Source organism: Marinithermofilum abyssi, from assembly GCF_014641195.1.
Lineage (GTDB): Bacteria > Bacillota > Bacilli > Thermoactinomycetales > DSM-45169 > Marinithermofilum > Marinithermofilum abyssi.
On record NZ_BMHQ01000006.1, the window covers coordinates 104,423 to 123,289 of the forward strand.

Annotated in this window: 15 protein-coding genes and 1 pseudogene; 9 read left to right on the forward strand and 7 right to left on the reverse strand. The window is 50.7% G+C overall.

Going from position 1 to position 18,867, the window contains the following annotated elements; translation table 11 throughout:
• Window positions 1-140 precede the first annotated feature (140 nt).
• Together IEW70_RS09570 and IEW70_RS09575 are read right to left on the reverse strand one after the other, a co-directional pair.
• Window positions 141-1,244 (reverse strand): S8 family peptidase, encoded by a 1,104-nt coding sequence (locus IEW70_RS09570; RefSeq protein WP_188647844.1) that lies wholly within the window; start codon window positions 1,242-1,244, stop codon window positions 141-143.
• A 767-nt stretch (window positions 1,245-2,011) separates the two neighbouring features.
• Window positions 2,012-3,400 carry an RsmF rRNA methyltransferase first C-terminal domain-containing protein gene (locus tag IEW70_RS09575; protein WP_229751912.1) on the reverse strand — a complete coding sequence of 463 codons (1,389 nt, stop codon included), beginning with the start codon at window positions 3,398-3,400 and terminating at the stop codon, window positions 2,012-2,014.
• 209 nt (window positions 3,401-3,609) lie between these two features.
• Here IEW70_RS09575 and IEW70_RS09580 point away from each other — a divergent pair.
• A pseudogene (locus IEW70_RS09580) lies at window positions 3,610-3,801 on the forward strand (SelT/SelW/SelH family protein); the annotation flags it as partial.
• A 230-nt stretch (window positions 3,802-4,031) separates the two neighbouring features.
• Here the strand turns inward: IEW70_RS09580 and IEW70_RS09585 are convergent.
• Window positions 4,032-5,333 (reverse strand): BaiN/RdsA family NAD(P)/FAD-dependent oxidoreductase, encoded by a 1,302-nt coding sequence (locus IEW70_RS09585; protein ID WP_188647710.1) that lies wholly within the window; start codon window positions 5,331-5,333, stop codon window positions 4,032-4,034.
• Window positions 5,334-5,619: 286 nt separating this feature from the next.
• Between IEW70_RS09585 and IEW70_RS09590 the strand changes: the two genes are divergently transcribed.
• From IEW70_RS09590 to trxA, 6 genes are all read left to right on the forward strand, one after another.
• The gene (locus IEW70_RS09590; RefSeq protein ID WP_188647845.1) at window positions 5,620-7,071 is read left to right on the forward strand and encodes a spore germination protein; all 1,452 of its coding nucleotides are present in this window, start codon (window positions 5,620-5,622) and stop codon (window positions 7,069-7,071) included.
• A gap of 237 nt (window positions 7,072-7,308) precedes the next feature.
• The gene (locus IEW70_RS09595; RefSeq protein WP_188647711.1) at window positions 7,309-9,015 is read left to right on the forward strand and encodes a long-chain-fatty-acid--CoA ligase; all 1,707 of its coding nucleotides are present in this window, start codon (window positions 7,309-7,311) and stop codon (window positions 9,013-9,015) included.
• 350 nt (window positions 9,016-9,365) lie between these two features.
• On the forward strand, window positions 9,366-9,950 hold the full coding sequence (fadR, locus tag IEW70_RS09600) for a fatty acid metabolism transcriptional regulator FadR (protein WP_188647712.1): 585 nt from the start codon (window positions 9,366-9,368) through the stop codon (window positions 9,948-9,950).
• 63 nt (window positions 9,951-10,013) lie between these two features.
• The gene (locus IEW70_RS09605; protein ID WP_188647713.1) at window positions 10,014-10,784 is read left to right on the forward strand and encodes an electron transfer flavoprotein subunit beta/FixA family protein; all 771 of its coding nucleotides are present in this window, start codon (window positions 10,014-10,016) and stop codon (window positions 10,782-10,784) included.
• Between the two features lie 32 nt (window positions 10,785-10,816).
• Entirely contained in the window at window positions 10,817-11,800 is a 984-nt protein-coding gene (locus IEW70_RS09610; RefSeq protein ID WP_188647714.1) for an electron transfer flavoprotein subunit alpha/FixB family protein, read from the forward strand.
• 180 nt (window positions 11,801-11,980) lie between these two features.
• Window positions 11,981-12,295, forward strand: a complete 315-nt coding sequence (gene trxA / locus IEW70_RS09615) for a thioredoxin (RefSeq protein WP_188647715.1) — start codon at window positions 11,981-11,983, stop codon at window positions 12,293-12,295.
• Between the two features lie 52 nt (window positions 12,296-12,347).
• On the opposite strand, the gene IEW70_RS09620 is transcribed toward trxA, so the two are convergent.
• Together IEW70_RS09620 and IEW70_RS09625 are read right to left on the reverse strand one after the other, a co-directional pair.
• Window positions 12,348-13,313 (reverse strand): hypothetical protein, encoded by a 966-nt coding sequence (locus IEW70_RS09620; RefSeq protein WP_188647716.1) that lies wholly within the window; start codon window positions 13,311-13,313, stop codon window positions 12,348-12,350.
• Window positions 13,314-13,465: 152 nt separating this feature from the next.
• Window positions 13,466-14,596, reverse strand: a complete 1,131-nt coding sequence (locus IEW70_RS09625; RefSeq protein ID WP_188647717.1) for a hypothetical protein — start codon at window positions 14,594-14,596, stop codon at window positions 13,466-13,468.
• Window positions 14,597-14,823: 227 nt separating this feature from the next.
• Here IEW70_RS09625 and uvrC point away from each other — a divergent pair, with 227 nt between their 5' ends.
• The gene (gene uvrC, locus IEW70_RS09630) at window positions 14,824-16,623 is read left to right on the forward strand and encodes an excinuclease ABC subunit UvrC (RefSeq protein ID WP_188647718.1); all 1,800 of its coding nucleotides are present in this window, start codon (window positions 14,824-14,826) and stop codon (window positions 16,621-16,623) included.
• Window positions 16,623-17,213, forward strand: coding sequence for a molybdenum cofactor guanylyltransferase (gene mobA / locus IEW70_RS09635; protein WP_188647719.1), 591 nt, complete (start codon window positions 16,623-16,625; stop codon window positions 17,211-17,213). Before uvrC ends, mobA begins: the two co-directional genes overlap by 1 nt.
• A gap of 182 nt (window positions 17,214-17,395) precedes the next feature.
• On the opposite strand, the gene tatA is transcribed toward mobA, so the two are convergent.
• Window positions 17,396-17,569, reverse strand: a complete 174-nt coding sequence (gene tatA / locus IEW70_RS09640; protein WP_188647846.1) for a twin-arginine translocase TatA/TatE family subunit — start codon at window positions 17,567-17,569, stop codon at window positions 17,396-17,398.
• Window positions 17,570-17,986: 417 nt separating this feature from the next.
• Window positions 17,987-18,739 (reverse strand): arginase family protein, encoded by a 753-nt coding sequence (locus tag IEW70_RS09645; protein ID WP_188647720.1) that lies wholly within the window; start codon window positions 18,737-18,739, stop codon window positions 17,987-17,989.
• Between the last annotated feature and the right edge of the window lie 128 nt (window positions 18,740-18,867).

Here is an 18,867-nt window from a genome sequence, read left to right on the forward strand (position 1 = left end):
CGTGTTGGTCGGTTTCTGTCTATTGAAACGGATAAACACGAAGGAAGGTTGCATCATGACAGCGAAATGCCCGCCGCGGTTGCTTCGCAGCGGGCTTTTGATTGCCCGATCCATTCGGATTTTTAAGAGGGATGTTGGTATCAGTAACGAACGGCATCGTAGGCATTAATACGGCCGAAACGCCAGTAAGTACCAGTACCGGGAGTGGCATCCGCCGTGTTTTCAATGGCTGCCCGGATGTTGCTGTTGCTCCGTCCTTGGGAAGCGAGCAGACCTGCCAAGCCGGCTACATGAGGAGTGGCCATGGAGGTGCCGGACAGGGTCGCATAGGTATTGGTCGGATAGGTGGAGTAGATGCTGGATCCCGGAGCGGCTACATCCACCCAGGTGCCCCAGTTGGAAAAGTAGGACTTGTTATCGGAAGAATCAGTGGATCCCACCGCAATGGCGTTGCTGTAGTAAGCGGGATAATTGGGAGCACTGGTGCCGCTGTTGCCTGCAGCCGCCACTACGACAGCACCTTTATTCCAAGCATAGTTAACGGCATTTTGCAGGTAAGAGGCACCAGTGGTAGCACCCAGGCTCAGGCTGATGACTTTGGAGTTATTGTCGGCGGCATGGGTAATACCGTCGGCAACGTCCGTCAGGGTGCCGCTGCCGTTGTTATCCAGCACACGCACGGCATAGATGGAAGCGTTGGGAGCCATGCCTGCGATCCCCGTCGAGTTGTTGGTCACAGCCGCCGCGATCCCGGCGCAGTGAGTTCCGTGTCCGTTGCCATCCATCGGATCCCAATCGTTGTTGACAAAATCATACCCTTTGATCACTTTTCCGGACAGGTCCGGATGGTTGTACTGAACACCAGTATCCACAATGGCAATCCGGACGCTGCTGCTGCCCCGGGTGATATCCCATGCTGCCGGAGCCTGCACTTTTTGCGGACCGTACTGTTGGCTGGAGAATGCCGGGTCGTTGGGAGTCCAGTTGGCTTTCACGATGTAGTTCGGTTCGGCATATTCCACATGGGGATTGTTGCGGTAAGCTTTCATTGCTTCCTGAACAGACTGATCTTTCAGCTTAATCACTTCAAAGCCGAGATCGCTGTTGCGGGAAACCACTTTGGCATTTTCCTGGCTGTGCAGCGACGACTTGGCTGTTGTGGATGTATCCGATTTAAACTTAACGACTAATTCATCGGGAACATATTTGGCTGACGGCTGAGCCGCATCCGCCATCGGAGCCATCGGTACCACCAGTGTGACGACCAACAACAACGCAGCAAACAAAACCCACAAACGCTTCACTCAACATCCCTCCTAAAATGAACTCGTTACAAATATTCGCTGTCACAGTGGACATTCCTGCCTTTTTTCATGAAAATTTTAATAATTAAAATGAAAAATGTATGGCAAACCGGTTGGATATCCTGCAAGTCTTATTGACTATGTTTTGAAATTAATCATTAAATCGAGGATGTTAAATAACTCTGTTTAATCAATAAAGTGGGTTATATTGGTATTGAGCGGCAGTAATGACGGGCGGGTATCGAGGAGTTCTTGGTTTTAGGGCTCATGATCACGACGGATGAATATGTTTAATATTTTATCATACAAATCAAACATTTTTGTAAGTGAAAAAACCTCCACCATGGGTGAAGGCCGTACATCCCGCTATTTTCGCCCCCGGATCGTGATCTTGACGGGAGTCGCGGGTGTGGACGTCGGAGACGATTTTGGAGCCGAAAGAGCTTCTTTTTCCTCTCGGAAAAGGTGATACATCACTAGCCATTCGGGTTGGATGAATCCCATGGCCAATGGGGGGTATAGAGAAAAGCGGGGGTATCGAATATCTTTACTGAGTGACTTTGAAAGTATGGAGAACCCTCCTATTTTTCTAACCCAACCATTTGTAATGTATGGTGAAGGCTGTTGGCTCATGTCACTGCCTGTGGACAGGAAAAAAAACAAGCCCTTCCACTTTGTAAAAGGGAGGGCTCGTTCTTAGGCTGAATCTAACGGAAAAAGTTTTCGTCCCAACGCAGCCATTTGGGATAGTGGTTTTTTAACAGACCGCCGGATACTTTGCCCCAGCCCAATGAGAAACCGTTGACGGTTACCAATGTCCATCCTTTCGCCAAGTTGACGGGGATGGCTTCTCCTTGCAGATAGCGGTATAGATCAGGGTCTTCCACTTCAAAATTCAACGAGCGTTGCACTTCCTCCGGGGATAGGGCGAGGGCCCAGGCATGTGAGGGGATAAAGTGCTTTCCTTTTAGCTGCCCCAGATAAAAGCCCGGACGTTCCACTTTGATGCCCTTCACCGGCGGGAGCTCGTCCAGCATGCGGTACAGGTGATTGCCGAACAAGGTCCACTGTTCGTGGTCAGGCGGGCTGGTTAAAGTTTCTTTGATAAACGCTCGATAGGCTTGTACAGCTTGGTTGTGAACGGGAGGCAGTTTTCCGGCCCGTTGTTTGGTTCCCTCAGGACCGCCGATTTTTTTCAAAACTGCGACGAAGTGACCTTCTCCACGCAAATGATGCGGCCATAAACGGGCGGCCTTTGATAGATCGGAGGGGGCATCTGCCCACTCCGGGCGCGCGGGTTGATAGTGTTCTGCCCCGGGGACGTTCTGGACTTCAAATTCGGGATGCTGTTTCAGAAAGCGGGACAAGACTCCCTCGTTTTCCGAGGGATTAAAGGTGCAGGTCGAATAGGTTAAGATGCCGCCGGGCCGAAGCATGGGGGCGGCGGCATCCAATATTTCCAACTGAAGATCGGCGCACTGGTCGGTGGCCTTCGGGCTCCACCGTTCACAGGACTCCGGATCTTTCCGGAACATGCCTTCTCCCGAGCAAGGGGCATCAATCAGGATGCGGTCAAAGAAACCGGCAAAGCGATCCTTCAAATGGCGTGGATCTTCCCCCAGCACCACGGCGTTGGGGACGCCGCATCGCTCCAGGTTTTCCACCAGAGCCTTTCGGCGTTGGGGGCTGATTTCGTTGGAAACCAGCAAACCCCGTCCTTGCAGTTTGGCAGCAATTTGCGTCGACTTCCCGCCGGGAGCGGCGCACAGATCCAATACCTTTTCACCGGGCAGGGGAGCCAAAGCTTCCACCGGTGCCATGGCGCTGGGATCCTGGATATAATAAAGGCCCGCGGCGTGGAAAACATGTTTTCCAGGCCGGTCCCGGTGGTGATCGTAAAAATATCCGGTTTCACACCAAGGGATCGGCTCCAGGTGAAAGGGAAGAAGCGCTGCTCCCTCGGCTGCAGGCACTTTCAGGGTATTGATCCGGAGACCTCGTGCGGGCGTTTCCCGGTAGGTCCGGATAAAGTCGGTATATTCCGTTCCAAGCAGCTTCTCCATCTGCTCGAGATATTCGGAAGGAAGATGGTTCACCGAAAATCCTCCTCGTTCGTTTTCCATATCCCATTATTGTAGCAGAACTTCCTCGGGAAAGGAAAAAAGGAAAAATGGGGGTACATGGCACTGGTCAGGGGGTATTATAATAAGTAGACATACTCAATACTTGTTCATAGAGGTGATTATCCATGGAGAAGACCTACAAAGTCAGCATTGAATTTTGCATGAAATGAAACTACGCCCCTTATGCCGCCCGTGTGGCGGAAGAATTGTTCTCGGAGTTTCGCCATCAAATCGAAGAGATGCGTCTCATTCCCTCCGGGGGAGGCGTATTTGAAGTGGAAGTGGACGGTCAATTGATTTTCTCCAAAAAGAAGCTGGAGCGTCATGCCGAAGAAGGGGAAGTCGTCCGCCTGATGAAAGAAGCCGTTCAGTAAATAAGGGCTGCCGGAAACGGGAAGTGAGGCTGCTGACAAAGAAAGAAGGTCAGCAGCCTTTTTTGTTGAAGTAGTAGAAAAGGCTTCAACAAGAGGACGGATCGCCTGTTTGAAACCAACCCCAACGCCAGGTACGGGAAGAAAGTGTCCTGTTGGTTAAGTTTGTCCAGCCGAGATCATTCATTGCCGACAAATATCTAAAGCTGTTTCATGGAGTCATGCAATAGGTTTTACTTGGATCTGCCCGGTTGTGAGGCCTCACGTTGTCGTGCCAGTACCTGCTCAGCTGCACTCTTCCCCGCCGTATAGCCCGTGCTGAAGGCAGCGGTGATGTTGTACCCCCCGGTATAACCGTGAATATCCAGAATCTCTCCGGCGAAGTACAACCCTTTTTTCAGTTTGGACTCCATCGTTTTCGGCACGATTTCTTTCAGATGAACACCGCCCCCGGTGACAAAGGCTTTCTCCAAAGGAAGTGTGCCGTTCACGCGGATGGGGAATGCCTTCATCAGACGGCACAGGTTGGTAAAGGCTTCTTTCGACAGGTTGGCAAAGGTGAGAGAATGATCCACCCTGGCTTTATCCAGCAAAATCGGAAGGATGCGTTCCGGAAGCAGCTGGGTCAGGGCGTTTTTGACGGTTTTTTTTCGATGGGTTTGCAGCAGGCGGAATGTTTCTTCCTCCACTTGTCCCGCATGCTTGTCCGGAAACAGATCCAATTGGATCAAGACGTGATCCGTTTGGAATTTTTGCAGGGTCTTGACGACAAATTGACTGCATCGAAGTGCGATGGGGCCAGACAATCCGAAGTGGGTAAAAAGCATATCCCCCCGATGGGTCACGAGGGTTTTCCCCTTGGGATGGATGACGCTTAACGTTACGTCCCGCAAGGAAAGGCCCTGAAGTTGCTTTTCACGAATAAAGGGTTCCTGGGATGTCAGGGGTACTTCTGTAGGAAACAGAGGAGTGATCGTGTGACCCGCAGCTTTTGCCCAGGGATATCCGTCACCTGTGGAACCGGTATGAGGGACCGACTTTCCGCCGACGGCCACGATAACGGCCCCGGCTTTCAAGGTTTCACCCGAAGAAAGGCGTACTCCCTTCACCCGCTCTTCGTCCATGCACAAATCTTGAACCGGAGCATGGGTCCGGATCTCTACACCCTCCTCGCGAACTTTCCAGATCAACGCATCCACTACTGCTTGGGCTTTGTCCGATACAGGAAACATCCGGCCATTGTCTTCTTCTTTAAGCGGAACTCCCAGCTCTTCGAAAAAACGGATGATGTCCCGGTTGTTGAATACGGAAAACGGACTGTAGAGAAACCGGCCGTTTCCGGGGATGTGTCGGATGACTTCTTCCGGTTCCTTATTGTTCGTCACGTTGCAGCGGCCTCCGCCGGAGATGGCCAGTTTTCTTCCTAAGCGATTTCCCTTATCCAGGAGAAGTACCCGAGCTCCGTGAAGGCCGGCGGCGGCACTGGCCATTAAGCCGGAAGGTCCACCACCCACAACGATTACATCATATGGCATAGAATAACTCCTTTTTTGCATTGAACTCCGTGCTTTATTGTACCGCAACCAGCTGGATATAAAAAAAGGCAGCTTTGTTACACAAGGAGCTTGATGAAAAAGTCCGCCTCTGGGAAAGAAGAGTTTTTTACTGGATTCCGGAGGATGGTCATCAAGCTGATTTTGTTAAAGCTTCCTGAACGATTTATAGAGGATGAATCGCTGTACCGAAGGCCATACTGATTAAGAAGCATAGTTCAAGGGTGGATGGCTTGTGGACCAAAAGGAACGCCAAGAGTTAAAGAAGATGAAAGTGGATCGCTCCCTGCAAAAAAATATCCAGTATTTGAACCGGGTGTTGGGAGTGAAAAAGAGTTTCGATGTGATATGCCGGGAGCTGACTTACGGGGGAAAAAAATTTGCCCTGTACTTTGTGGACGGGTTTGCAAAGGATGATATTCTGAACCGGATTATGGACCATTTGGCGGAACTGGACCGAAAGGATATTGTTCCGGATCCGGTGCAGCATTTGCTCCATACCCATATCAGTTATTTGGAAGTAGAAACCGTCGAGGAGATGGACAAGATTGTGACGGCGGTGCTTTCCGGCCCACTTGTCCTGTTGATCGAGGGGGAAGAGCAAGCTTTGCTCATCGATGCCCGTACCTATCCCGCCCGCAACCCGGAAGAGCCGGATAACGAACGGGTTGTACGGGGCTCTCGGGACGGCTTTGTGGAAACATTGATTTTCAATACGGCACTTACCCGCAGACGGCTGCGGGATCCTTCCCTGCGGATGGAATACCATCAAATCGGAGAACGTTCCAAGACGGATATCTGTATTTCGTATTTGGAAGATGTGGCAGATCCGGATCTGGTGAAAGTGATTCGGGAATCGGTGGAACATGTAGAAACCGACGGGCTGCCGATGGCTGAAAAAAGCCTGGAAGAATTTCTGTTCAAGCGGCACTGGAACCCCTATCCCATGGTACGTTATACAGAACGTCCGGACGTGGCTGCGGTTCATCTGTTGGAGGGGCATGTGCTCTTGTATGTGGACACCTCTCCCAGTGTGATGATCACCCCTACCACCTTTTTTCATCATGTCCAGCATGCAGAGGAATACCGACAAAAACCAGCAGTGGGAGCCGTGCTCAGATGGGTACGGTTTATCGCCATGTTTTCTTCGATCTTTTTGTTGCCGCTGTGGTATTTGTTCGCGATACAACCGGAAATCGTGCCGGATTTTCTACAGTTTATCGGTCCGAAAAAAGCGGGAGAAATCCCGCTGTTACTGCAATTGCTCATTGCTGAGGTGGGAATTGAGGTATTGCGGATGGCCTCCATTCACACTCCGTCTCCCCTCGCTACGGCGATGGGGCTGATTGCAGCCATCTTGTTGGGAGAAACGGCGGTGCAGGTCGGTCTTTTTACCCATGAAGTCATCCTGTATCTGTCGGCGGCAGCTATCGGAACGTTTGCTACGCCCAGTTACGAGATGGGAATGGCGAATAAACTGGTGCGGGTGGGGTTTCTGCTGTTGACCGCGGTATTTCATGCGGGCGGGCTGATCCTTGGCATGGTGATCTGGTTCATGGTGCTGGCCGCGACCCGTTCGTTGAATACGCCCTATCTCTGGCCGCTCGTTCCGTTGAATCTTAGAGCTCTTTGGGATGTACTGGTGCGCTCTCCTATGCCGCTCAAAGACAAGCGCCCCCACATCCTGTCTCCCGAAGATCCAGACCGTAGTCAAAAATAAGAAGCAGATAGCTCCCCTTCCTGCAAGCAGTGAGTCGAAAAAGGCCGTTTAATGTCAAAAGCGGAGAACTAGTCCTTTATAGATAGATAGAAGGGGGCTTTCTATTGCTTTTTGCTCTACAGGCAAACGAATGATGATTCAAAAACAATGAAAAGTTCGGTAAAATAGAGGAAACCAATATTGCTCTTGGTCCGTTTGCCAATGAATGATTACTCATTCATGGATAGGAGGGATATCATGACGGAAAAAGAAAAAATATGGTTGCGGCAATATCCGAAAGCGGTTCCAGCGAACCTGGATTATCCTGACAAGCCACTCACCGACTTTTTGGCAAGGTCTGCCGCCGATTTTCCGGACAAAGAAGCGATTATCTTTATGGGCAAACGGATAACATTCCGCGAGCTGTTGGAGGAAGTCTGCCGCTGTGCCAATATGTTCAAGGATTTGGGAATCAAACAGGGAGACCGTGTTTCGGTGATGCTTCCCAACTGCCCTCAAGCTGTTATCGCCTACTACGCAGCCTTGTGGGTTGGAGCGATCGTGGTGCAAACGAACCCGATGTATGTAGAGCGGGAATTGGAACATCAGTTGGTGGATTCCAAAGCGGAAACCATTGTCTGTTTGGACATGGTCTATCCCAAAGTGGCCAAAGTGAAAGATCGGACCCAGTTAAAACGGGTGATTGTGACCAGTATCAAAGATTATCTGCCTTTTCCAAAGAATTGGCTTTATCCATTAAAATTGATGAAAGACGGAATCAAGGTGCAGATTCCCTATGATACAGGGGAAGTGCACCGTTTTTCCAGTCTGTTGAAGAAAGCGCTTCCGACCCCGGTGGATTCCCCGGTGAAATCCATGGACGATGTGGCGTTGCTGCAATACACGGGGGGAACCACTGGGCTGGCCAAAGCGGCGATGTTGACCCACCGCAACTTGGTCGCCAATGTCGTTCAATGCAGTGCTTGGATGTACAAAAGCGAGCGTGGGCAGGAGAAGATGTTGGGAATTGTGCCGTTTTTTCATGTCTACGGCATGACAACGGTGATGAACTATGCCATCTACCAAGCGGCTACGATGGTGTTATTGCCCCGGTTTGAACCGGAGGATGTGCTGAAGACGATCAGCCGGGAGAGGCCGACATTGTTTCCCGGAGCCCCCACCATCTATATCGGGCTGTTAAACCATCCCAATTTGGAGCGATATGATTTGTCCTCCATCAAAACCTGTCTCAGCGGATCGGCCCCCCTGCCTTTGATGGTACAGGAGAAGTTTGAGCAGGTAAGCGGAGGGCGATTGGTGGAAGGGTACGGGCTGACAGAATCTTCTCCGGTTACCCATGCCAACCCGATCTGGGAACGCCGAAAAAACGGAAGTATTGGATTGCCTTGGCCGGATACGGATTGCCGAATTGTCGATCCAGCGACCGGAGAAGAGCTTCCCCCGGGTGAAGTTGGGGAGATCCAGGTGCGGGGACCTCAAGTGATGAAAGGATACTGGAATCGGGAGGAAGAAACGGCTCAGGTATTGCGGGACGGTTGGTTGAGCACGGGGGACATCGGAACCATGGATGATGAGGGATACTTTTACATTATGGACCGGAAAAAGGACATGATTATCGCCAGCGGATACAACATTTACCCTCGGGAAGTAGAGGAAGTGTTGTATCAGCATCCTGCCGTGAAAGAAGCAGCTGTAATCGGTGTTCCCGATCCCTACCGCGGCGAGACGGTGAAAGCGTTCATCGTGTTGAAACAAGGGGAAGAAGTCGGCGAAGCGGACATGAACACCTATTGCCGGGAAAAACTGGCCAGTTATAAGGTGCCCCGCTTGTATGAATTCCGGGAGGAACTGCCGAAAACCACCGTGGGCAAAATTTTGCGCCGTGTGTTGGCAGATGAAGAACGGAAAAAGGCGGCACATTCCAATACCAAAAACGGATCATAAATAAAGGTTGCTGACAAGTTCCAGACTTGAATGAAGAATCGCCCCTCTGCCAAGAGTGATAGATCCAGCGACAAAACATGGGACGAGCCAAGCAACGAACCCTAGTACAAACGGGGAGAAAAGCGATGTGACATGTGCTTGCGGCGAGCCGAATTTTCTTTGGAATTCGGCAGGAAACAACCTCGGGGACGGGACGATTCCTGGTATAATACAAAAGGAAAATGGTTCGCTTCCCCTTCGGGTTATTCCCGCAAAAAGTTGACAGCTTCCGTCTAAACATCATACACTAGATATTGAATGAATGGTCATTCAATAGAGGATCTAATCTTGGACAGAAAGGGACACACATCATGGCCAAACGAACAGGGGAAAAGTATCAAGCTATCATTGATGCTGCTGTTCGGGTGATTGCCGAATACGGATATCATCATGCGCAGGTTTCCAAAATCGCCCGCGAAGCAAAAGTGGCCGACGGGACGATATACCTTTATTTCGAAAATAAAGATGATGTTCTCATCTCCTTGTTTAACGAGAAGATGGGCAATTTCATCCGAGATGTGAAAACGACTCTCGCCAACATCGCTTCTCCGGCGGAACAGTTAAAAGAGCTGATCCGTCTGCATTTTGAATATCTGGAAAAAGACCATCAGCTGGCGATTGTAACCCAGATTGAGCTGCGTCAATCCAATCCGGAAGTCCGGCAGCAAATCGGGATTATCCTGAAAAAGTATTTGGATGTGATCGATTCCGTTGTGCAAAAGGGTATCGAGGAAGGTATCTTTCGCCCGGATATTGATATCCGGACTGCTCGCCGCATGATTTTCGGGACGATCGATGAGACGGTTACTTCCTGGATCATGAAAGATTGCAAGTACAGTCTGATGGAACAGGCGGAGGCGATTCACCAATTGTTTTTACGAGGCATTGCCCGGTGACGGGCTTGCCTTTTACAACTTCATACATGACCTGATTACAGGAATAAAAGGAGGAACCGGCATATGAACATTTTGGTGTGCCTCAAACAAACCTTCGACACCGAGGAGCGCATCGTGATCGAGGATGGGCAAATCAGTGAAGAGGGTGTTGAATTTGTGATCAACCCCTACGACGAGTATGCCGTAGAGGAAGCCATCAAACTGAAAGAAGAGCATGGAGGAGAAGTGACGGTGATCACGATCGGTCCCGACCGGGCGGAACAAGCCCTGCGTACGGCCATGGCGATGGGGGCAGACAAAGGAATTATCGTGGACGATGAAGATTTGGAATCTGCTGACGAATTCACGATTGCCGAAGTTTTGGCCGCAGTGATCAAGGACCTGGATTATGACATCATCCTGGGCGGATATATGGCGGTAGATGACGGGTCGGCTCAAGTAGGTCCCCGTTTGGCAGAATTATTGGATATTCCGCACATTTCCACCATCACCAAACTGACGATTGACGGCGATACCGTTGAGGTGGAAAAAGATGTGGAAGGCGATGTGGAGTACATTCAATCCAAACTGCCGATTCTGGTGACGGCGCAGCAAGGATTGAACGAACCCCGCTATCCCTCGTTGCCGGGAATCATGAAGGCCAAGAAGAAGCCGTTGGAGCGATTGGACATCGACGACCTGGATCTCGATGAAGATGAAGTGGCTGCCAAGACAGAAACGCTGGAAGTCTTCCTGCCGCCGGAGAAAGAAGCGGGCAAGGTCTTGGAAGGCGACTTGGAAGATCAGGTAAAAGAATTGGTCGATCTGCTCCGAAACGAAGCCAAAGTGGTCTGAAGACGAGAGAGTGAACAAGGGGGAGAACCATCATGAGCAAAAATGTGCTGGTACTGGCGGACGTACGAGACGGAGAACTGCGCAACGTATCCTTTGAATGTCTGGCAGCGGCGCGCCGGGTGGCAGACGGGGGAATGGTGACGGCGGTGGTTCTGGGAAGCAAAGCCGCGGGGTTAGCGGAACCGCTGGGGCATCACGGTGCGGACAAAGTGATTGTTGTTCCGGGAGAACATTTGGACCAGTACACAACCGATGCCTATTTCCAAGCCTATAAAAAAGTGATTGAAACGGTAAATCCAGATGTGATCTTTACCGGACACACCGCGGTGGGACGGGATGTGAGTCCCCGATTGGCGGCCCGTTTGCAGATCGGTTTGGTTTCGGATTGCACCGATGTACAGCTGACAGATGGTAAGGTGGTCTTTACCCGACCGATCTATGCGGGGAAAGCCTTTGTCAAAAAAGTAGTCAAAGAAGGATTGATCTTTGCCACGCTTCGGCCGAACAATATTCCCGCAGATGAAAGCGATACCAGCCGCAGTGCCGAGGTTGAAGAGCTCCATGTGGAAATCCCGGCGGACTCTCTGCGCACACTGGTGAAGGACGTGGTGCGCAAGACTGCAGAGGGTGTGGACCTTTCTGAAGCTCGGGTGATCATTTCCGGGGGCCGTGGGGTGAAAAGTGAGGACGGCTTTAAACCGCTGCAGGAGTTGGCAAATGTCCTGGGCGGAGCCGTGGGTGCATCCCGGGGAGCCTGTGATGCGGGCTATTGCGACTATGCCTTACAAATCGGCCAAACGGGGAAAGTAGTGACCCCGGATTTGTACATCGCTTGCGGTATCTCCGGTGCCATTCAGCATTTGGCGGGGATGTCCAACTCCAAGGTGATCGTAGCCATCAACAAAGATCCCGAGGCCAACATTTTCACCGTGGCCGACTATGGCATTGTGGGCGACTTGTTTGATGTGGTGCCGCTGTTGACGGAGGAATTCAAAAAAGTACTGGCCAACAAGTAACTAACGTCTTCCCATGGCAAAAAAGGGCGGCAATGAAAGAAATGCCGCCCTTTTCGGCGTCTATATACCCTCAGGGGTATAAAACGACTTATTTCGGTAGCCGAAACGCTTGGAACTTTTTCGGTGTGAGTGGTATACTGTGTGTGTGACATTTGGAGATATTGAAGGAGGAAGAAGCGTATGGCCATCCAAAATGTAACCGACCAGACCTTTGACAAAGCAGTCTCCGAAAATCTGGTCTTGGTCGATTTTTGGGCTCCATGGTGCGGACCGTGTAAAATGATCGCTCCGGTGCTCGATGAAATAGATCAAGAAGTCGGGGATAAAGTGACCATCGCCAAGGTGAACGTGGACGAAAACCCGGACACCGCCGGCCGTTACGGCGTGATGAGCATTCCGACGCTGATGATCTTCAAAAACGGTGAAATGGTTGATAAACTCCACGGATTCCAGCCCAAGGAACAACTGATGGAGTGGCTGAACCAACACATGTAATCGTACAAAAAAAGAGATGCCCATGCAGCATCTCTTTTTTCATTAGATGGGTTCAATTCCAGTGCGGATCCTGCGGGAATTGAGGATAAGCACCCTTTGCCTGGTTGGATGGGGGGATGTCCTTTGCATCTGCATCCGGAAACAAAACCGGGCGTAAGTACCATTTATACCGCAAGAACTGGATCAGCAAGTTAGCTGCGGTTACGTAGAAAATAGCCAGGAAAAAGGCCAATGTAGTGATCAGCTGCAGGGAGGCGCCTAATGCTCCTGGTTTGTCACTGGCGAAATCCGGTACCAGAATGGTGATCATTCCGCCGATGAGGAAGCTGACCGCAATAAAGCCGAAAAAGATAAGCAGATTGTACAACAGGGTCATAAACACGGTCCCGAAACGGCGGAAAACCAGTTTATGAGACAAAAGAATCGATCGAAACGCTCCTACATTATCCGTTACCATGATCACCGGAGAGTACATGGTAAAGAAGGCATAAATCAGCAACAGCACGTAAGTGCCAATCAGAAAAACAATGCCAAGCGTCGTGTCCGGGTTTTGTTCGATCAATACCAATCCGATGACAGCCGGGATAAACGTCGGAAGGGCGAACAGGGCAACGAGGAGATGCCACCAAAAAGCCCGGAGCCAAAAGCGGAACCCTTGGGTAAAGAAGGTTGTAAACCTTGTTCGGTTATCAAAGACCGTCTCTCTAACCATCCCGTACATACCTGCATAATAAAAGGCTGACGGCATCATCATGACGATGAAATAAACGATGAACAGCAACACGAGAGCGACAATAATAGCCACTCCGGAATCGGCCAAACTGTTCATTGCTGCTTCCGGATCCGCCTGAGTCAGAGCCAATCCCAATCCGCCAAATGCTCCCAGCAATACTCCTGCGATGACAAACAGGAGATAGATGACGATTGAAATAGCAATGTGAATTAAGACCCCTAGTAAAAACGTCCCCCATAACTTTAGACCGTGACGGGAGAAGAGCAGATTAAAAAAGGTCCCCATCCAACAGCCTCCTTATCACATAATTTCTTACACTTCTACTACTATATAAGAAAATGATGCAAAATGGGCGGAGAATGACAAGATTTCCGCCGAAAGCATTAGAAAAGCACAGGTCATTGGAATGACCTGTGCTTATATGATAGATCTTTTGTTTAAAAGGTGCGGGATTTTCGCTCCCAATTCCGTTCGTTTCGTTCGACATCTTGGCGGTCTTCTCCATGCCAATTTTCCGAGTCCCAATCCTCTTCGGGGCGCGAAGCCTTCTCGGGATACGAATTTTCTTCTTCATACCAATCGTCTTCCAGTGTAGGAGCAGGCTCTTGATCCCGCCAATCATCATGAAAAGCCGATTCTTGCGGCTCCCAATGTTCATCTGGTACCGGTTGGGGACGGGTGTTCTCTTCCGGAAAAAGATAGGGTTGGATTGCGATAATGTACTGGGAAAAGAGTACCCCCAAAGCCAACAGAGGCGGAACCATGGAGAATACACTGTAGAACAAAGCACCCAAGGCGGCTCCGACGATCAGTGCCACCGCTCCATCCTCAAACCATTGCAGGAGGAACCATGGAAACATGGCGAGGAAGCCGACCAATGCTGCACTGACGATACTGATCAGGACTGCGCCGAGGAAAGCGGTCATGGACTGCACAGGTTTCACGATTGCTGCCTGAAAACCGTATCGAAGACCTCGAAACAAAGGGAACTCTTCCGTGTACAATACGATCAGCGATTGTGTGACGGCGGACAGCCAGATCAATCCGATCAACCCGCCTGCAATATACAGCACAATATCCACACCGGTCCCGGATTGCAGGGCACCCCAGTAAATCAAGCTCCCGGACAAAGCAATTCCCAGACCTTTGACGATGCCCAGTGCCATGATGCGCATCATAAAACGGATGCCAAAAGAAAAGAAAGCACCCAAGGAAACTTTGTCTTCCACAACGGCTCCACGGACCGTACCGATAACCCCTGCTGCGAGGAAAAAACCGGAAAGCAGGGTGATAATCATGATGCCAATCATATACACGAGGGCAAACCCTTGAGCCTCTGCGAAAATATGGCCCGCCAACTGAAAGAAATGGGTCATTTTTTCCGTCAGGGTGGGGAGGGTGAGCAGACGGGACGCCTCGCTTTGGTAAGGAGCCAATTGGGGCGCCAGCATCATGCCGATGAATAAGTGCGGGACCAACAGCAGTGCTGCCACGATCAGACCGCCGATGACATTGGTAAACCATAGCTTGATCCCGTGCCGTTTAAGCAGTCGGAATGATTCTTCCAAGGAATACCCCCCTTATGTAAAAGTGAAGGACATGCGGTCTTCCCCATTAAGTATAACGTATCAAGGGTGTTTGCGTTTCCCGTTATTTCGACAGAAGCGAAAAATCAGATAGAAAGTGTTGTTGCAGATCCCTGTATTTCAACTTACTGGATGAATTTTCATCGATCGGTGGTTTGCTTATAAGGGGTTGGACAGATGTGGTAACATAATGAAGGGAGGGAAGATGGATGAAAAAAACAATCCGGGACAAGGTCTCTCTCCTTCCGGATCAACCAGGTTGCTATTTGATGAAAAACAAGCAGGGAGACATCATTTATGTAGGAAAGGCCAAAAGTTTACGGAACCGGGTGCGTTCCTACTTCACGGGAAGTCATGATGGGAAAACCCTGCGTATGGTATCGGAAATCGAGGATTTCGAATACATCGTTACGCAAAATGCAACCGAAGCATTGTTGTTGGAATGCAATCTGATCAAAAAACACCGGCCTCGATACAATGTATTGATGAAGGACGACAAGTCTTATCCTTATATCCGGCTGACCAAAGAGAAGCACCCTCGTTTGGAGGTTACGCGCAATGTGAAAAAAGACGGGTCCAAATATTTTGGGCCCTATCCCAATGCCATGGCGGCCCAGCAGACGAAAAAGCTGTTGGACAAGTTGTATCCGTTGCGCAAGTGTCGTACACTGCCAAAGCGTGTTTGTCTTTATTATCATATGGGGCAGTGCCTGGCTCCTTGTGAATTTGATGTCGATCCTTCCCAATATGAGGAGATGACGCGGAAAATTGCCCGATTTTTGGGAGGCGGCTACAAAGAGGTGCAAAAAGACTTGCGCCTGAAAATGGAGCAGGCGGCAGAAGCGCTCGACTTTGAGCGGGCCAAGGAGCTGCGGGATCTCATCCGTCATATTGAATCGGTGATGGTGAAGCAGAACATCACGTTGAATGACAATACCGACCGGGATGTATTCGGCTACGCGGCGGATAAGGGATGGATGTGTGTGCAGGTCTTTTTTGTCCGTCAAGGCAAACTGATGGAGCGGGATGTTTCCATTTTTCCGCATTATGGTGAGGCGGATGAGGACTTTTTATCTTTTGTGACCCAGTTTTATCACGAAAAGCCTGCATTGCCCAAAGAAATCAACCTGCCCGAGGGTGTCGATGCGGATCTGTTGGAGAATTGGCTGACGGCCGTGCACGTTCATATTCCTCAACGGGGGTTGAAGAAGCGGCTGGTTGAGATGGCGGTGGAAAACGCCCGCATCGCCTTGACAGAACGGTTCCAACTGATGGAACGGGACAAAGAGCGTACATTCGATGCCGTCCGTAACTTGGGGGAAGCGTTGAACATCGGGCATCCCCGCCGGATCGAAGCCTTTGATAACTCCAATATTCAAGGTGCAGATCCTGTGTCGGCCATGGTGGTCTTTACCGATGGAACACCGGACAAAAAAGAATACCGCAAATTTAAGATCCGGACGGTGAAAAAGCCGGATGACTATGAAACGATGCGGGAAGTGATCCGGCGTCGCTATACACGTGTACTCAAAGAGGATCTGCCCCTGCCGGATTTGATCATTGTGGATGGGGGACGAGGGCAGATGTCGGCGGCGATCGATGTACTGGAAAATGAACTGGGTTTGTACATCCCAGTGGCGGGCCTAGTGAAGGATGAGCGCCACCGGACGGCGCGTCTGTTAATGGGCGAACCGCCGGAAGTGATTGATCTCCCCAGAGGAAGCCAAGAGTTTTATCTCTTGCAGCGGATTCAGGAAGAAGTTCATCGGTTTGCTGTCACGTTTCACCGGCAAACCAGGGGAAAATCCATGGTCAAGTCCGTGCTGGACGATATTCCGGGAGTAGGACCCAAGCGGAAGCAACAACTGTACAAGCATTTCGGCTCAGTGGAAAAGATGCGGCAAGCTTCTGTAGAGGAGTACCGGAAAGCCGGGGTCGGTGATAAACTGGCCCGGGAAATCCTTCGCGTGTTGCGCGGCGAAGCTTCTCAGACGGAGAAGGACACTTGATGGATTGGGGATTGATTTTGCTGGCAGGAGGAGCGTCTCGAAGGATGGGGCAGGATAAGGCGCTCCTTTCCTTCTGCGGTGAAACGTGTATAGAACGCATCCTCCGCCGTCTTCCTGGAGCCGCTTACCGTTGCCTGGTTGTGCGTCAACCCGAGGAGTATGAAAGGTTTCCCATCCCGAAGGCGGTAGACCGTTTTCCAGGGAAAGGACCGTTGGCCGGGATTCAGGCGGGATTGGAGGTTTCTCCCTGCGCCGTTAACCTGGTGGCAGCCTGCGATATGCCGTTTGTGTCGGAGGATTTGGCGATGCATCTGCTGAATCAAATAAAGCACTGGGATGCGGTAGTCCCTCATATCCGGGGACGAGCCCATCCTCTGTTTGCTGTTTATGACCAAAGCTGCCTTCCTTGGGTGGAAGAAGCTTTGCGAAGCGGAGACTTGCGCGCAGGCAGCCTTCTCAAACGGCTTCGCACCCGTTATGTGAAGGAGAATGAGATCCCGCCGGCGGTGGATGTGGATCAAGCCCTTTTCAATATGAATCATCCGGCGGATTACCAAACGGCGCTTCGCTGGTTGAAGGAAAAGTCGTAAGAAGAACCTCCTGTGTCCGGATTTCCCACTCCTTGCTGACGACTTGGAATATGAAACCTCTCGAAGCTGGCATTCCTTTGCTTAGACATTACGTATTTTCCCCTATAAAAATATCCCCTTTGAGTGAACAAGGTTGACATCTTCCTGTTCGCCTAAAGGGGATTCTATCAATAAAGCCGGCATCAATTTTTGGTGTCGTTCTTTTCTTCTTTTTCATCCTTGCCCGATACGGAGTCCTTAAACTCCCGCAAGGTACGGCCGGCAGCCCGGCCCAGCTCAGGCAGCTTGTTGGGTCCGAACAAGATCAGGGCAACCAGCAAAATCAGGATCAAACCCGGGATTCCGATATTTGCAATGGGGTATCACACTCCAAACGACTTAGCCCATCTTAGGTTGTCTTCATTATACTTCTTTCTCCAAGTTTCTGCCAAGCGATCTCTGGTTGTGGCCCTGCTTTTTTCTGCTCGTTGTCTCGAAAATGGATAGTTCAGTAAAAAGCAACGGGATCCCCAAGCCCAATATGAGGGAGTACAGGGGAGTGTAGCCTGAGTACTGACCACGACGATGAACAGCATCCCTACAAGAAAGGCCAGCAGGGAGGAACGGGGCAACCGCATTAAGGTTTGCAGTCCTTCAACGACAAAACGATATTATCACGAACTTCACTTCATTGTTCGAATCATGGTGTTTTTCCACTTTTGGGGGATGGCCGCTCACGGCCAGGTGCGGAGTGGGAATCCGGCTGTCCTCCGCAGTTTTCTGCCTTAAGCAGACTACGCGCACAGCACAGATTGGAGGATGGCCAGATTGGCCTGTTCGTTCAGTCGGAGTTGATCGGCGTAACGCCAAGTGTCAGCAGGGGGTACCGGCAGTTCTCCGCAGACGTCGATACCAAGGACGTTCTTCTGACGGACGAGTGTTTGCAGTGCTACGAGCAGTTCCCGCAGATGCATGTTTCCATGATCCCAGTTGGTTACGGCAAACTCACGATCCAATACATCCTTGTCGATACTGATGTAAACGTCTTCGGTCGGGATTACGGAAAGCAGCTTCTGCGGTTCACCTGTGTTTGGCCAAAGGACGATTTTACTATGCGATTCAGAGGGATAGAGATTTTGCTCCGCGCAAACCCCGACGATCAGCACTTGCCGTAGATGCGGAAAGCGCGCTGCTGCCTCGGCCACCCACGATCCGCACGACAACAGCCCGGACATGCCGTCCGAAAGCTTCGCATCGGTGTGGTTGTCAAACAGCACGAGGCTGAACGGCCGGTTGATTTCGCTGAGCAAAAGATATGTGACATAGTGATAATTTCCGTTTCCGATAAACGTAATCCCGTGACCAGTCCGGCCGGACAGCCTGTGGCCAATTTCTGCCAGCGCCTTGTGCGCGCAAAAGAGATTGGCCTCTGTGATGTCCGTAAGCTCGATCCATTCGTCGGCAAAGCCAGACAGCTTACGTTGCCAGGGATAAGCGTCTCCAAAGTTCAGCAACGTCACGTCATGATGAAGGAGTCCCATGATCATCAGTTTCCTTTCCTTGCGAAAACGAAATGAACGATCTGGTTTCCTTTCATTATAAACTTTGGTCAATATTAATATACCAATATGACGCAAGGGAGTTAAGAGAAGGTGGGCAGACTAGTGAGAGGCAG

What these genes read in the sequence shown, in the direction of transcription:
- IEW70_RS09570 (WP_188647844.1), bottom strand. Translation starts at nt 1,244, where the DNA reads ATGGCTCCGATGGCGGATGCGGCTCAGCCGTCAGCCAAATATGTTCCC.
- IEW70_RS09585 (WP_188647710.1), bottom strand. Translation starts at nt 5,333, where the DNA reads ATGCCATATGATGTAATCGTTGTGGGTGGTGGACCTTCCGGCTTAATG.
- IEW70_RS09590 (WP_188647845.1), top strand. Translation starts at nt 5,620, where the DNA reads ATGAAAGTGGATCGCTCCCTGCAAAAAAATATCCAGTATTTGAACCGG.
- IEW70_RS09595 (WP_188647711.1), top strand. Translation starts at nt 7,309, where the DNA reads ATGACGGAAAAAGAAAAAATATGGTTGCGGCAATATCCGAAAGCGGTT.
- fadR (WP_188647712.1), top strand. Translation starts at nt 9,366, where the DNA reads ATGGCCAAACGAACAGGGGAAAAGTATCAAGCTATCATTGATGCTGCT.
- IEW70_RS09605 (WP_188647713.1), top strand. Translation starts at nt 10,014, where the DNA reads ATGAACATTTTGGTGTGCCTCAAACAAACCTTCGACACCGAGGAGCGC.
- IEW70_RS09610 (WP_188647714.1), top strand. Translation starts at nt 10,817, where the DNA reads ATGAGCAAAAATGTGCTGGTACTGGCGGACGTACGAGACGGAGAACTG.
- trxA (WP_188647715.1), top strand. Translation starts at nt 11,981, where the DNA reads ATGGCCATCCAAAATGTAACCGACCAGACCTTTGACAAAGCAGTCTCC.
- IEW70_RS09620 (WP_188647716.1), bottom strand. Translation starts at nt 13,313, where the DNA reads ATGGGGACCTTTTTTAATCTGCTCTTCTCCCGTCACGGTCTAAAGTTA.
- uvrC (WP_188647718.1), top strand. Translation starts at nt 14,824, where the DNA reads ATGAAAAAAACAATCCGGGACAAGGTCTCTCTCCTTCCGGATCAACCA.
- mobA (WP_188647719.1), top strand. Translation starts at nt 16,623, where the DNA reads ATGGATTGGGGATTGATTTTGCTGGCAGGAGGAGCGTCTCGAAGGATG.
- IEW70_RS09645 (WP_188647720.1), bottom strand. Translation starts at nt 18,739, where the DNA reads ATGATCATGGGACTCCTTCATCATGACGTGACGTTGCTGAACTTTGGA.